Genomic DNA, 12,442 nt, shown 5'->3' on the forward strand with positions numbered 1-12,442 from the left:
ATGCCCGACGTTATTTTCCCCGGACCCGAAGGCCGTCTCGAAGGCCGTTTCAGCCCCCCGCCGCGCCCGCGCGCACCGGTCGCGATGATCCTGCATCCGCATCCGCAGGGTGGCGGCACGATGAACGACCGCATCACACAAGCTCTTTACAAGACGTTCGTAAAGCGCGGATTCGCGGTGCTCCGCTTCAATTTCCGTGGCGTCGGCCGAAGCCAGGGGACGTTCGACAATGGGATCGGTGAACTGAGCGACGCCGCCGCAGCGCTTGATTGGGTACAGAGCTTCCACCCCGAAGCGCAGACGACCTGGATCGCCGGCTTCTCCTTCGGCGCATGGATCGGCATGCAGCTGTTGATGCGCCGTCCGGAAATCCGGGGCTTCATCTCGGTCGCTCCGCCCGCGAACATGTATGACTTCTCGTTCCTTGCTCCCTGCCCCGCTTCGGGCATCATCGTGCAGGGAACGGCGGATGAGGTGGTGACGGCAAGCGCCGTGCAAAAGCTGGTCGACAAGCTGCGCACACAAAAGGGCATCACCATCCATCATGACGAAATCCGTGGCGCAAACCACTTTTTCGAGCATGAGTTGGATCAGCTGATGAAGTCGGTCGATAATTATCTCGATATGCGGCTGGCGCCCGACTCGCCGATCCGTTGAGCCAGCTATGATGTTTGTGAAGGGCCGCGGTTGTAACGCGGCCCTTTGCTGATTCTGGAGGCAGTCGGGATCGACCGATATGGCATCAAGAAAATATGTCTTGGCCTGCATCCCGGCCGCGACTAGCGGCGGCGGGCGATGAGTGAAGCGAAGAACAACGACGTTCGTCTGATCTGGAGCCGCTATTACAGCGCCTTTATCCCTGCGCCCGCAGGCCCCGGCTTCTTCGACCGGTTGAAGGCGGCAAGTGGGGCGATCGGCGGGATCGCGATTACAGGCTTGTTGTGCGGCTTGATGCTGGGCAACGGCATCGCCCATCCCTTGCTGGTGGCGCCCATGGGCGCATCGGCGGTGTTGCTGTTTGCAGTTCCTGCCAGCCCTCTTGCCCAGCCATGGCCAGTGTTTGGCGGCAACGTCGTATCCGCGCTGATTGGCATTACCGTGGCGAAGTTGATCCCCGACCCAACCGTCGCCGCCGCTCTGGCGGTGGGGTGCGCCATTGGTGGCATGTCCCTGCTCCGCTGCCTCCATCCCCCGGGCGGCGCCGTGGCGCTCTCGGCCGTATTGGGCGCGATGAATGGCGCGCCGAGCTATATGTTTGCTTTCGTACCGGTGGGGCTGAACACCGCCTTGCTCGTGGCGATCGCAATCCTGTTCCACCGTGTCGCGGGTCACAGCTACCCCCATGTTCCGCCCAAGGCTCCGAACGCGCATGGAACCAGTGACCCGACGCCTTTGCTGAGAACGCCGCCTTCCGAGCAGGATGTCGAGGAAGCGTTGCAAGCCTATGGCGATATGCTCGACGTCGATGCAGCTGACTTGCAAGTCGTTCTGCACGATGCGGAGGTCCGGGCAGCTGAACGCAGCCATACCTCGCTGACTTGCGGCGAGATCATGTCGCGGGACATTGTTTCGGTTCGTGCTGGGCAGCCCATCACCGAAGCGGCCGCACTGCTCCAGGAGCGGCGGCTACTGTCCATGCCCGTGCTGGATGACGAGGCGCGCGTCCGGGGCGTACTTGGTCTGCTCGATCTGGCGCGCGCAGGACAAACGGCTGGCGACATAGCATCCGATCCATTGCTGGTATCAGAGCAGACGCCCGTATCGCAATTGCTCCGTCCGCTGACGAGCGGATTGACGCATGAAGCCATTGTTGTCGGCCATGACGGCGAGCTGCGCGGGATGGTGACGCAAACGGACCTTCTCGCCGCAATGGCGCTCCGCGCCTGATCAGTTGGCCTGACGTTTCAGCATTGGCACGTCAGGCCCCGGAATTGCAGAGATGGCGACATTGGCGAACATCACCAGCCCGGCTATGATCATCAGAATGCCGCGCTTGCGGTCGCCCTTCTTCACCACGGCGTACATGCCGCCGCCCGTGAGGAGTAATCCCGCGAGCATGAGTATGGATAATATCGTCGCTGCCATGAAGCAGGCCATAAGCGGCCAGCTGGACTGTGGCAATTGGGCGGCTCTGCCCCTAAGAGGCGCGGGAAACGAATCACCCTTTGCGTGACTGGACAACTTAACCGTGAAAATCGCTCTCGCTTCCGATCATGCCGCCGTTGATCTGAAGGCGGAACTTGCCGATTGGCTGCGCGCTGAGGGCCATGAGATTGACGACCTCGGGCCCGCGACGGCCGACCGGGTCGACTATCCGGACTTCGGCTACAAGCTCGCCAATGCTGTTGCGTCCGGCGCGGCAGAGCGCGGTATTGCGCTGTGTGGCTCCGGCGTCGGCATTTCGATCGCGGTGAACCGTAATCCTGCCTGCCGCTGCGCGCTGGTGTCCGAGCCGCTGTCCGCCGCCTTGTCGCGTGAGCATAATGACGCGAACGTCCTAGCACTGGGCGCTCGCCTGACCGGCGTGGATATGGCCAAAGCCTGCGTCACCGCCTTTCTTTCAACCGAATTCGGCGGTGGCCGCCATAGTGGCCGTGTCGAAAAACTCTCCCAGCCCGCGCTTTAAGGAGCCAGCCCTATGAGCACCGCCCCCCTCGCCCAGCCCGACCTGTCCGATATCCGTGCGGAAGGCTATTTCACGCGCAGCCTGGCCGATGCCGATCCAGCGGTTTTTGCTGGCGTCACCAGCGAACTGAAGCGCGAGCAGAACCAGATCGAGCTGATCGCTTCGGAAAACATCGTTTCGAAAGCGGTGCTGGAAGCACAGGGTTCGGTCTTCACCAACAAATATGCCGAGGGCTATCCGGGCAAGCGCTATTATCAAGGCTGCGCGCCGTCCGATGAAGTCGAGCAGCTGGCAATCGATCGTGCAAAGCAGATCTTCAACTGCGGCTTCGTCAATGTGCAACCCCATTCGGGCGCGCAGGCGAACGGCGCGGTGATGCTGGCGCTGACCAAGCCGGGTGACACGATCATGGGCCTGTCGCTCGACGCCGGCGGTCACCTGACCCATGGAGCGAAGCCCGCGCTGTCGGGCAAATGGTATAACGCCGTGCAGTACGGCGTGCGCGAAGACACGCACCTTATCGATTATGACGCTCTCGAAGCGCAGGCGATCGAGGCCAAGCCGACGCTGATCATCGCGGGCGGATCGGCCTATCCGCGTCACCTGGACTTCGCGCGCTTCCGTGCGATTGCTGACAAGGTCGGCGCGCTGCTGATGGTCGACATGGCGCACTTTGCGGGCCTCGTCGCCGGTGGCGCGCACCCGACGCCCTTCGGTTTCGCCGACGTCGTGACCACCACCACGCACAAGACCCTACGTGGTCCGCGCGGCGGCATGATCCTGACCAATGACGAAGCCATTGCGAAGAAGATCAACTCGGCGGTTTTCCCAGGCCTGCAGGGTGGGCCGCTGATGCATGTCATCGCAGCGAAGGCGGTCGCTTTCGGCGAAGCGCTGCGCCCCGAGTTCAAGACCTATGCGCAGGCGATCGTCACAAATGCGAAGGCGCTCGCCGCCAAGCTGGAGCAGCGCGGGCTCGCCGTCATTTCGGGCGGCACCGACACGCACCTCGCGCTCATAGACCTGCGCCCCTATGGCATCTCGGGCAAGGATGCCGATGAGGCGCTAGAGCGCAGCTTCATCACCTGCAACAAGAATGGCGTGCCGGGTGACCCGCTGCCGCCGACCAAGACCAGCGGCATTCGCGTGGGTTCGCCAGCGGGCACGACGCGCGGCTTTGGCGTTGCCGAGTTCGAGGCGATCGGCGACATGATCGCCGATGTTCTGGAAGGGCTGCGCGACCATGGCGAGCATGGCGACGCGGCGGTGGAAGCCAATGTTCGGGATCGCGTATCGGCGCTCTGCGCACGCTTCCCGATCTACGAAGGCTGATAGCTTCCGTCGCTATCAGGGGTGGTCGAGGCGCAGCGGCTGTGCCATCTCGTGTCTCGACTCATCCGGAAACGAACGGAGCTTATTGCTGAATGCGTTGCCCCTTCTGTGCTCATGACGACAGTCAGGTAAAGGACAGCCGCCCCACCGAAGATGGCGCAGCCATTCGCCGCAGACGACAGTGCGAAACTTGTGGAGCCCGTTTCACCACGTTCGAACGAATCCAGTTGCGCGACATCTGGGTAGTGAAAAGCGAAGGCCGCAAGGAAGCGTTCGATCGCGACAAGCTGGCGCGGTCGATCGATATCGCTTGCCGCAAACGGCAAATCGATCCGAGCAGGCTGGAAAAGCTGATCTCCGGTATTCAGCGGCAGCTGGAAACCAGCGGGGAAGGCGAAGTCCCCGCGCGCGCGATTGGCGAGATGGTGATGGAAGGCCTCAAGCGGCTCGACAGCGTTGCCTATATCCGCTTCGCCAGCGTGTATAAGGATTTCACCGACGCGCGGGATTTCGAAGATTTTGCGGGGTCGGTGAAGGAGGTTGGCAGTGAGTGAGGACTGTCTAGGGCAACCGGAATGAATGCTGCTCCTCCCTCCACACGCCCGATCATAGTCCTTGTCCGTCCGCAGCTAGGCGAGAATATCGGCAAGGCCGCGCGGGCCATGCTCAATTTCGGGCTGACCGACATGCGTCTGGTCAGCCCCCGCGATGGCTGGCCCAATCCTGATGCTGGTCCTTCGGCCGCGGGCGCGGATGTCGTGCTCGACAAGGCGGAAGTGTTTGAGACGCTTGCCGATGCGGTGGCTGATTGCGCGCATGTCTATGCAACGACTGTGCGCAAACGCGGCGTGACCAAGCCCGTAGTAACGCCGGAAGAAGCAGCGCGCGAAGTGCATCAGGCGAGCGGACGATGCGCCTTCGTCTTTGGGCCGGAGCGGTCTGGCCTGCAAACGGAGGATGTTGCGCTCGCTCGCAAGATCCTGACGGTGCCCATCAATCCGGAATTCGGGTCGCTGAACCTTGCCCAGGCAGTGATATTATGCGCTTATGAATGGTCGAAGCAGGCCGCGCTGGAGCAGCCGACCGTGACCGATCTGGGCGAACCTGCTCCGCAGGCAGAGCTTGAAGGCATGATCGGGCAGTTCGAAACCTTGCTGGAGAATGCGGGCTATTTCTTCCCGCCAGATCGCGCTCCTGCGACCAAGCGCACTCTTCGCAATCTGTTGACCAAGCCGGGCTGGAACCATCTGGAGGTACGAACGCTGCGCGGCGTGCTGTCGGCACTGGCCAACCCGCGCGCGCGTTAGACCTTGATGCGGTCGAATTCTTCCATTTCGTACGCGATCGAAGCTTCGACCAAATGATCCCAAAAATTGGCGATCATCTCGCCGGGCAGGCCCAGCTGTTCTGCCTCCTTCCTGGCGTTGGCGATAACCTCGGCCTTGCGCGCTTCGTCACGGACAGCCCCTCGATCCTGTTTGATGCGGGCGGCGGCGCGCATGTGGGCGAAGCGTTGGGCAAGCAGTGCGACGATCTGGCGGTCGAGATTGTCGACGCCCGCGCGAACCTGCTCCATGGTCGAATAGCTTTCCGGGTTCATGGCGCTACCGATTAGGCCGCCGTCCCGCCCCTGTCGAGGGTTGACATGATCCCGCCCCTTCTCCATAGGCGCGCCTTCGCGATTGGCCCTGCATCCCGGTGAAGCAGTGGCCCTGCCCCTTCATGGCAAGCAGGCGAGGACCGGGAATAACGTTGTTAGCAGTTGTAAGGAATTATCATGTCGAAGCGTTCCAGCGCGAAGTATAAACTCGACCGCCGCATGGGCGAGAACATCTGGGGTCGCCCGAAGAGCCCGGTCAACAAGCGCGAATATGGTCCCGGTCAGCACGGTCAGCGCCGCAAGGGCAAGATGTCCGATTACGGCATCCAGCTCAAGGCGAAGCAGAAGCTGAAGGGCTATTATGGCGACATCACGGAAAAGCAGTTCAAGAAGAACTATACCGAAGCCGCACGGATGAAGGGTGACACCGGCCAGAACCTGATCGGTCTGCTGGAGCGCCGCCTGGACGCAGTGGTTTATCGCGCAAAGTTCACGCCCACCATCTGGTCGGCCCGTCAGCTGGTGTCGCACGGTCACGTTTATGTGAACGGCGTCAAGTGCAACATCGCGAGCCGTCTGGTGAAGCCGGGCGACGAAATCACCTTGGGCAAGAAGGCGCAGGAAATGGCGCTCGTTCTGGAAGCGCAGAGCCTGCCCGAGCGCGACATCCCTGACTATGTGTCGCCCGATGGCGCTGCCAAGGTCACCTATGTCCGCGTTCCGACGCTGGACGAAGTGCCCTATCCGGTGAAGATGGAACCCAATCTGGTCGTCGAATTCTATTCGCGCTGATCAGTTCACGAGCTTTTCGTACGGAAAGGCGGTCCTTCGGGGCCGCCTTTTTTGTTTGTCCAACAAGCCTTGCCGGACCGAGGGGGTACTGGCAGAACCACGGCATTCCTTATCCTTCAAGGCTATTGCCATGCGCCTGCTTCCTTCGACTTTGCTGATCGCTCTCCTCACCAGCAGTGCTGCGATGGCAGCACCTTCCGGCATCAGCCCGTCGATCGAAACCATGAAGGAGGTGGTGAAAGAAATTTCCTCGGATGCTTATGAAGGGCGCGCGCCCGGGACGGCGGGTGAGGAGAAGACGCTTTCCTATCTGGTGCAGCGCTTTGCGGCGCTGGGGCTGAAGCCCGGCAATAAAGGCAGCTGGTTCCAGGACGTCCCCCTGGTGGAGATCGCCGCCAAGGATGTTTCGCCTTTGCGCTTCACTGGCGGCAAGGCGCCGGTATCCGCCGAATATGGCTCTCAAATGGTGATCGCGACCTATCGCACCGCTCAACCACATGTCGAGGTGCAGGATAGTCCGGTCGTCTTCGTGGGCTATGGGATCAACGCGCCCGAGAAGAAGTGGAATGATTATGCCGGTGTGGACGTGCGCGGCAAGACGGTCATCATCCTGGTCAATGATCCCGATTACCAGACCCCTGGCCTGAGCGGCCCATTCAACGGGCGCGCCATGACCTATTATGGCCGCTGGACCTACAAGTTCGAAGAAGCCGCGCGCCAGGGTGCGGCGGCGGCGATCATCGTCCATGACACGGTGCCCGCCGCCTATGGCTGGAACGTGGTGCAGTCGAGCTGGACCGGCGCACAGCATGTGGCCGACAATGGGGATGGCAATGCGAAGCAATCGGCCGCCATCGGATGGGTGCAGAAAGACAAGGCTGCGGCGCTGCTGGCAGGCGCGGGCCTTAACCTGAATAGCCTGAGCGCGGCGGCGAAGAAGCGCGGGTTCAAGGCAGTGCCGCTGAAAGGCGTCAAGGCGAATGTCTCGTTCGACAACATCGTCCGAAAGCATCAGTCGAAGAATGTCGTCGCGTTGCTGCCCGGCAAAACGAGGCCGGACGAATATGTGCTTTACGCGGCGCACTGGGACCATCTGGGCCGCTGCGAAGCCGCGCCGGATGGAGACGATATCTGCAACGGCGCGATCGACAATGCTACTGGCACGGCGGCCCTGGTCGCGCTGGCGGAAGCCAATGTGAAAGCGGGCCCGGCGGCACGCAGCCAGGTGTTCCTTGCGGTGACAGCAGAAGAGTCCGGGCTTTTGGGATCGGCCTATTATGGCAATCATCCGGTCTTCCCGCTTGGCCAAACCGTGGGCGGCGTCAACATGGACGCCCTCGGTATGGCGGGGCGCGCGAAGAACGTCGTCGTGATCGGCAAGGGCAAGTCGCAGCTGGACGCATATCTGGATCGCGCCTTGGCCGCGCAGAAGCGCGTTGCGAGCCTGGAGCCCACGCCGGAAAAAGGCTTCTATTACCGATCAGACCATTTCAGCTTCGCGAAACATGGCGTGCCCATGCTCTATTTCGAAGGCGGCCAGGATCTGGTGAGGGGCGGCCCCGCGGCCGGGGCGGCAGCCGCAAGGGAATATGAAGAACATCGCTACCATGGCCCGAAGGACGAATATGATCCCAAATGGGATTGGAGCGGCGTGAAGGACGACCTGAAGCTCTATTATGACGTCGGCAGAGCGCTGGCCGACACGACCGCTTGGCCCAACTGGACGCCCGGTGATGAATTCCGCGCGATCCGCGACAAGAGCCGGGCGGGCCGGTAGAAACCTTGGCACCTGTTGCGCAGAAGCATGCCAGGAGGCTCGTCATGGCTCGCTCAACGCCGTCCCATGATTGGACAGGCGTCCGTTAAGTTAATCATTTCCCTTACGGAAACTTGGCCTCTATCCCTGACCTGCCGACGATTCGGCAACGTAACGATAATAAGATTGGGGATGGGTCGTGGAAGTTAACAAGGCTGTTACAATCTTGCATGTTGGCAAGTTGGTGACGGCGCGGAGAGAATGCCTCTGCGTCGTCCATTCTCTGTCGCCGCGTGAGGCACTGGTGCGGACCAGTGTGCCAATGACGGCGGGCGAGAGCGTCACCCTGGGCCTGCGCAACGGATTTTCCGTTCCGGCGGTCGTGGGCATGAATATAGGTGAACATATTTCGCTGCTGTTCGAAGAGCATATCGCCATTTCGACCATAATCGCGGAACAGAGGAACGGCCGTAGCGAACGCGAAGCTGTCCGGCTGAACATCTTCACCCCTGTCACGGTTGCTACGGGAACCGGCATGCAGGCATGCATGATGCAGGACATATCCCTGTTCGGCGTAAAGCTATTGGACGAGTCCGGCGAACTGCGCGAAAATATGCAGGTCCAATTGATCATCGAAGGTCTGGGCAAGCGGGACGCCACGGTGCGCTGGCGTGAGGACGCTTATGTCGGATTGAGTTTCGAAGTGGCGCTGGGATTCAAGTTGCTCGACGAGTGGACGGCGCAGATAACGACCTGATGGCGCGGCGAATTGGCGCTGTAACGCAAGCCGCAATGCTGTAGAGCGCGGCAAGCAACGCCGTACCAGCAGGAGAAAGCCGATGACATTCCAGATGCCTGCCGAATGGGCGCCGCATGAATGGACCTGGATCGGCTTTCCCACCTTTCCCGAAGAGTGGCCTGGCGCGTTCGACGCGGCACGCGAGCAGGTCGCCGCCTTTGCCAAGGCGCTCCGCGCGGAGGGGAAAGGTGAAGAGGTCCGGCTGGTCTGCGCCAATGATGGTGATGCGGAGATAGCGCGCTCGCTCGCTGGCCCGGACGTGACCATCGTCACGCAGAAGCTGGGTGACGTCTGGCTGCGGGATACCGCCCCGATCGCGGTCATGCGTGGGCATGAACGCGCCTTGGTGGATTTCGGGTTCAATGGCTGGGGCGGTAAATATCAGATGCCGGGCGATGAGGATATCGGGGCGCGATTGGCCGCGACGACGGGATTGCCGACCTCCTCGCAACATTGGATTTTCGAAGGCGGCGCGATCGATACCGATGGCACCGGATTATTCGTCACGACCGAGCAATGCCTGCTCAATCCCAACCGCAATCCGGATCTTGATCGTGGCAAGATCGAAACGCTGCTGGCGGGGTCACTGGGCCTGTCCGAAATGCTGTGGCTGGGCGATGGTCTGCTCAACGACCATACGGACGGCCATGTGGATAATCTTGCGCGCTTTATTGCGCCAGGCCTGCTGGCGCTGCCGGAAGCAAGCACGGATGATGACCCCAATGCGGCCATCTATGCGGACGCGCGCGCAAGGGCCAAGGCGTTCGGCCTGGAAGTGGCGTCAATCCCCTCCCCCGGCCGTGTACTGGTGGATGGCGAGGTGATCCCTGCAAGCTACATGAACTTCTACATCGGCAACGCTGCGGTCATCGTGCCCATCTATGGCCAGCCCAATGACCAGGCGGCGCTCGATGCGCTCAAGCCCTTTTTCCCGGGGCGCGAGATAATAGGTCTCCGGAGCGATGCGATATTGTCGGGCGGCGGCAGTTTCCATTGTTGCAGCCAGCAAATGCCCTTGCCGGGACAATAAAATCGAAGGGAGCTTCCTTGACCGGTGCGGAGGTTGCACTCCGCCAATCCTGCTCTATCTCCCAACCTCATACCGCCCGGTTGGGCATTCGCCTCTAGGACTTTCGAGGATATGACCAAAGTCACCGTTGCCGCGCTTCAGCTCGCCTTTTCAGACGATGTGGACGACAATGTCGCCATGGTGGCCGACCATGTGGTGAAGGCGGCGGCTCGAGGCGCCAAGATCGTCCTGCCGCCCGAACTGTTCGAAGGTCACTATTTCTGCAAGGTCGAGGACGAGGCTCTGTTCGCCAACGCCAGGACGATCGACGAACATCCCGCCGTTTCCGAGATGCGCAAGGTGGCGAAGGCGGAGCGCGTCTACATTCCCACCAGTTTTTTCGAGAGGGATGGCCAGCATCATTACAATTCCCTCGCCATGATCGATGATGAGGGAGAGATCATGGGCCTGTATCGCAAGAGCCATATTCCGGATGGGCCGGGATATGAGGAAAAATATTATTTCCGTCCCGGCAATAGCGGGTTCAAGGTCTGGAAGACGCGTTACGGCACGATCGGCGTGGGCATCTGCTGGGACCAATGGTATCCGGAGGCAGCCCGGGTAATGGCACTGATGGGAGCGGAACTGCTCTTCTATCCTACCGCGATCGGATCGGAACCCTATGACGCGGATCTCGATACGAGCCGCATGTGGCGCCGCGCGATGATCGGCCATGCGGTGAGCAATTGCATGCCGGTGATCGCCGCCAACCGGATCGGCGAGGAAGACGGCCAGAAATTCTATGGTCACAGCTTCATCAGCGATGAATGGGGCGATTTCGTAGCAGAAGCTGACGCGCGGGATAATGGCGCGCTGGTGGCCACGCTTGATCTGGCGCAGGCGCGCAAGCATCGCGCGGGCATGGGCTTCTTCCGCGACCGGCGGCCGGAATTATACGGCCGGATCGCGCAGGATATCTAAGCTTGGGAGAATGATGCCATGACGGTTGCGCGCCATTATCTGATGCATGCCAGAGAAGGATCGGAGGCAGCATTGGAGAGCGCCCTTCGCGCACTGGCAGCAGCGGTACGGCCGCTGCCCGGATGTGAGGGCGTCGAGATGCTTCGCGACCTTGGCAATGAGCGCCGCTTCGTCTTCATCGAGCGCTGGGCGGATGTCGATGCGCACAAGGCCGCTGGTCCGATGCTGGACAAGCGGCTGTTCGAACCGATGATGGCGGCGCTGGATGGGCCGCCGGAGGGAGCATATCTCGACTATCTGGTAGGCTGAGGTCTGCGGCGTCAGGTTGAAAGTAACGCGATAGCCTTTTTGAAGACCGCTTCGAACATCTCGTTTGTCAGGCGGCCAGTCATGACGTTTCTCTTGGAACAATGATAGCTGTCGATGACTATCTTGCCGCTCGGCATGCGGTGTTCCGCCATGTGAGCAAAGCGCGCCTTGGGAAGTTTGCCGCCCAGCACCTTCACGACGGACTGATGGGCGACCTCACCCAGCGCGATGAATATCCGCGCATTGGGTAAGGCGTCGGCAGCCGACTTCAAGAATAGGCGGCAGTTGTGCGCTTCTTGCGGCAGGGGTTTGTTCTGCGGCGGAAGGCATTTTACGGCATTGAGGATGATGACGTCGCGCAGCGTCAGCTGATCGTCGGGCCGGGCCTCATAAGACCCCTCGGCAAGACCCGCCTTCAGCAATATGTTGAAAAGAAGGTCACCCGCAAAATCGCCGGTAAATGCCCGCCCGGTTCTGTTGGCCCCCTGCTTGCCCGGCGCCAGTCCCACGACCGCGATGCGGCCAAGCGGATCGCCAAATGCGGGGACAGGCGCATTCCACCAGTCGGGATGCTCGGCCCGGCATTCCTGACGCAAGGCGGCCAAGCGGGGGCAGAGCGGACAATCCAGCGGCGCTTCCGCATCGGCTATGGGGCTTTGCAGCGTCATGTGCAGCGGTTAGGCGCAGTCACATGGTCAAGACAAGCACTCTTCATCGCTATGCGCTTGCGCTCGGTTCGAACCGGCCATTGTCGGCAAAGCGGACGCCAAGAGCCATCGTGCAGGAGGCCGCCAGCAGATTGGGCGAGATCGGCCGGATTGTGGCGACGGGACCGATATTGACGACCGAGCCGATCGGCCCCTCCCTGCGGGAATATGCGAACAGCGCGCTGCTGATCGAAAGCAGGCTGACCCCGCCAGACATGTTGCGGGCACTCAAGGCGATCGAAGCTGACCTGGGCAGGCGGAGGCACCGCCGCTGGGGCGCCCGCACCATCGATATCGACATCATCCTCTGGTCAGGGGGACGCTGGTCGATCAGGTGGCTTCACATTCCGCACCGGGCTTTCCGCACGCGCGATTTCGTATTGTCGCCGCTCATGACCATCGCGCCGCAGTGGTCCGATCCGCTTTCGGGCCTTTCCATCCGGCATCTTCATGCACGCTTGCGAAAAGCTGCGCCTTTGCCGCGTCCTAGAGGTTGACCAGCCGCATCACCGCCTCTAGTGCGTGCGGACC

General features: G+C 61.4%; 16 protein-coding genes. 13 read left to right on the plus strand and 3 right to left on the minus strand.

The window, feature by feature from the left end; genetic code table 11:
- Together NCHOL11_RS06740 and NCHOL11_RS06745 are read left to right on the plus strand one after the other, a co-directional pair.
- Positions 1–657, plus strand: coding sequence for an alpha/beta hydrolase (locus NCHOL11_RS06740; RefSeq protein ID WP_037463024.1), 657 nt, complete (start codon positions 1–3; stop codon positions 655–657).
- Between the two features lie 138 nt (positions 658–795).
- Complete coding sequence (locus tag NCHOL11_RS06745; RefSeq protein WP_097091621.1) at positions 796–1,887, plus strand: HPP family protein; 1,092 nt, start codon at positions 796–798, stop codon at positions 1,885–1,887.
- Here the strand turns inward: NCHOL11_RS06745 and NCHOL11_RS06750 are convergent, their stop codons facing one another.
- Positions 1,888–2,085 (minus strand): hypothetical protein, encoded by a 198-nt coding sequence (locus NCHOL11_RS06750; RefSeq protein ID WP_097092782.1) that lies wholly within the window; start codon positions 2,083–2,085, stop codon positions 1,888–1,890. It lies immediately after the preceding gene.
- 103 nt (positions 2,086–2,188) lie between these two features.
- On the opposite strand from NCHOL11_RS06750, the gene rpiB reads away from it, so the two are divergent.
- The 4 genes from rpiB (at position 2,189) to NCHOL11_RS06770 (ending at position 5,265) form a co-directional block, all read left to right on the plus strand.
- The gene (rpiB, locus tag NCHOL11_RS06755) at positions 2,189–2,626 is read left to right on the plus strand and encodes a ribose 5-phosphate isomerase B (RefSeq protein ID WP_097091622.1); all 438 of its coding nucleotides are present in this window, start codon (positions 2,189–2,191) and stop codon (positions 2,624–2,626) included.
- A gap of 12 nt (positions 2,627–2,638) precedes the next feature.
- Positions 2,639–3,958 (plus strand): serine hydroxymethyltransferase, encoded by a 1,320-nt coding sequence (gene glyA, locus NCHOL11_RS06760; protein WP_097091623.1) that lies wholly within the window; start codon positions 2,639–2,641, stop codon positions 3,956–3,958.
- 92 nt (positions 3,959–4,050) lie between these two features.
- A complete protein-coding gene (nrdR, locus tag NCHOL11_RS06765; protein WP_097091624.1) occupies positions 4,051–4,512 on the plus strand; it encodes a transcriptional regulator NrdR in 462 nt (153 codons plus the stop codon).
- 21 nt (positions 4,513–4,533) lie between these two features.
- Positions 4,534–5,265 carry an RNA methyltransferase gene (locus NCHOL11_RS06770; RefSeq protein ID WP_097091625.1) on the plus strand — a complete coding sequence of 244 codons (732 nt, stop codon included), beginning with the start codon at positions 4,534–4,536 and terminating at the stop codon, positions 5,263–5,265.
- On the opposite strand, the gene NCHOL11_RS06775 is transcribed toward NCHOL11_RS06770, so the two are convergent.
- Positions 5,262–5,558: a chorismate mutase gene (locus tag NCHOL11_RS06775; RefSeq protein WP_097092783.1), complete on the minus strand. Its 297-nt coding sequence runs from the start codon at positions 5,556–5,558 to the stop codon at positions 5,262–5,264. The two genes, NCHOL11_RS06770 and NCHOL11_RS06775, sit on opposite strands and share 4 nt — an antisense overlap.
- A 177-nt stretch (positions 5,559–5,735) precedes the next feature.
- Here NCHOL11_RS06775 and rpsD point away from each other — a divergent pair, with 177 nt between their 5' ends.
- The 6 genes from rpsD (at position 5,736) to NCHOL11_RS06805 (ending at position 11,204) form a co-directional block, all read left to right on the plus strand.
- Positions 5,736–6,350 carry a 30S ribosomal protein S4 gene (gene rpsD, locus NCHOL11_RS06780; protein ID WP_097091626.1) on the plus strand — a complete coding sequence of 205 codons (615 nt, stop codon included), beginning with the start codon at positions 5,736–5,738 and terminating at the stop codon, positions 6,348–6,350.
- A 130-nt stretch (positions 6,351–6,480) separates the two neighbouring features.
- Positions 6,481–8,127 carry a M28 family peptidase gene (locus tag NCHOL11_RS06785; protein ID WP_097091627.1) on the plus strand — a complete coding sequence of 549 codons (1,647 nt, stop codon included), beginning with the start codon at positions 6,481–6,483 and terminating at the stop codon, positions 8,125–8,127.
- A 223-nt stretch (positions 8,128–8,350) separates the two neighbouring features.
- Entirely contained in the window at positions 8,351–8,863 is a 513-nt protein-coding gene (locus NCHOL11_RS06790; RefSeq protein WP_141397819.1) for a PilZ domain-containing protein, read from the plus strand.
- A gap of 82 nt (positions 8,864–8,945) precedes the next feature.
- A complete protein-coding gene (locus NCHOL11_RS06795; protein ID WP_097091629.1) occupies positions 8,946–9,935 on the plus strand; it encodes an agmatine deiminase family protein in 990 nt (329 codons plus the stop codon).
- 111 nt (positions 9,936–10,046) lie between these two features.
- Positions 10,047–10,895: an N-carbamoylputrescine amidase gene (aguB, locus tag NCHOL11_RS06800; protein ID WP_097091630.1), complete on the plus strand. Its 849-nt coding sequence runs from the start codon at positions 10,047–10,049 to the stop codon at positions 10,893–10,895.
- An 18-nt stretch (positions 10,896–10,913) separates the two neighbouring features.
- Positions 10,914–11,204 (plus strand): putative quinol monooxygenase, encoded by a 291-nt coding sequence (locus NCHOL11_RS06805; protein ID WP_097091631.1) that lies wholly within the window; start codon positions 10,914–10,916, stop codon positions 11,202–11,204.
- A gap of 11 nt (positions 11,205–11,215) precedes the next feature.
- On the opposite strand, the gene NCHOL11_RS06810 is transcribed toward NCHOL11_RS06805, so the two are convergent.
- The gene (locus NCHOL11_RS06810) at positions 11,216–11,872 is read right to left on the minus strand and encodes a uracil-DNA glycosylase (protein ID WP_097091632.1); all 657 of its coding nucleotides are present in this window, start codon (positions 11,870–11,872) and stop codon (positions 11,216–11,218) included.
- A 23-nt stretch (positions 11,873–11,895) separates the two neighbouring features.
- Between NCHOL11_RS06810 and folK the strand changes: the two genes are divergently transcribed.
- A complete protein-coding gene (gene folK, locus NCHOL11_RS06815; RefSeq protein WP_097091633.1) occupies positions 11,896–12,408 on the plus strand; it encodes a 2-amino-4-hydroxy-6-hydroxymethyldihydropteridine diphosphokinase in 513 nt (170 codons plus the stop codon).
- Positions 12,409–12,442: the final 34 nt, after the last annotated feature.

This window comes from Novosphingobium sp. Chol11, from assembly GCF_900218065.1.
In the GTDB taxonomy this organism is placed as follows: Bacteria; Pseudomonadota; Alphaproteobacteria; order Sphingomonadales; family Sphingomonadaceae; genus Sphingobium; species Sphingobium agri.

What these genes read in the sequence shown, in the direction of transcription:
- NCHOL11_RS06740 (WP_037463024.1), top strand. Translation starts at nt 1, where the DNA reads ATGCCCGACGTTATTTTCCCCGGACCCGAAGGCCGTCTCGAAGGCCGT.
- NCHOL11_RS06775 (WP_097092783.1), bottom strand. Translation starts at nt 5,558, where the DNA reads ATGAACCCGGAAAGCTATTCGACCATGGAGCAGGTTCGCGCGGGCGTC.
- NCHOL11_RS06745 (WP_097091621.1), top strand. Translation starts at nt 796, where the DNA reads ATGAGTGAAGCGAAGAACAACGACGTTCGTCTGATCTGGAGCCGCTAT.
- NCHOL11_RS06805 (WP_097091631.1), top strand. Translation starts at nt 10,914, where the DNA reads ATGACGGTTGCGCGCCATTATCTGATGCATGCCAGAGAAGGATCGGAG.
- folK (WP_097091633.1), top strand. Translation starts at nt 11,896, where the DNA reads ATGGTCAAGACAAGCACTCTTCATCGCTATGCGCTTGCGCTCGGTTCG.
- aguB (WP_097091630.1), top strand. Translation starts at nt 10,047, where the DNA reads ATGACCAAAGTCACCGTTGCCGCGCTTCAGCTCGCCTTTTCAGACGAT.
- nrdR (WP_097091624.1), top strand. Translation starts at nt 4,051, where the DNA reads ATGCGTTGCCCCTTCTGTGCTCATGACGACAGTCAGGTAAAGGACAGC.
- rpsD (WP_097091626.1), top strand. Translation starts at nt 5,736, where the DNA reads ATGTCGAAGCGTTCCAGCGCGAAGTATAAACTCGACCGCCGCATGGGC.
- NCHOL11_RS06795 (WP_097091629.1), top strand. Translation starts at nt 8,946, where the DNA reads ATGACATTCCAGATGCCTGCCGAATGGGCGCCGCATGAATGGACCTGG.
- NCHOL11_RS06750 (WP_097092782.1), bottom strand. Translation starts at nt 2,085, where the DNA reads ATGGCAGCGACGATATTATCCATACTCATGCTCGCGGGATTACTCCTC.
- NCHOL11_RS06770 (WP_097091625.1), top strand. Translation starts at nt 4,534, where the DNA reads ATGAATGCTGCTCCTCCCTCCACACGCCCGATCATAGTCCTTGTCCGT.
- glyA (WP_097091623.1), top strand. Translation starts at nt 2,639, where the DNA reads ATGAGCACCGCCCCCCTCGCCCAGCCCGACCTGTCCGATATCCGTGCG.
- NCHOL11_RS06785 (WP_097091627.1), top strand. Translation starts at nt 6,481, where the DNA reads ATGCGCCTGCTTCCTTCGACTTTGCTGATCGCTCTCCTCACCAGCAGT.
- NCHOL11_RS06810 (WP_097091632.1), bottom strand. Translation starts at nt 11,872, where the DNA reads ATGACGCTGCAAAGCCCCATAGCCGATGCGGAAGCGCCGCTGGATTGT.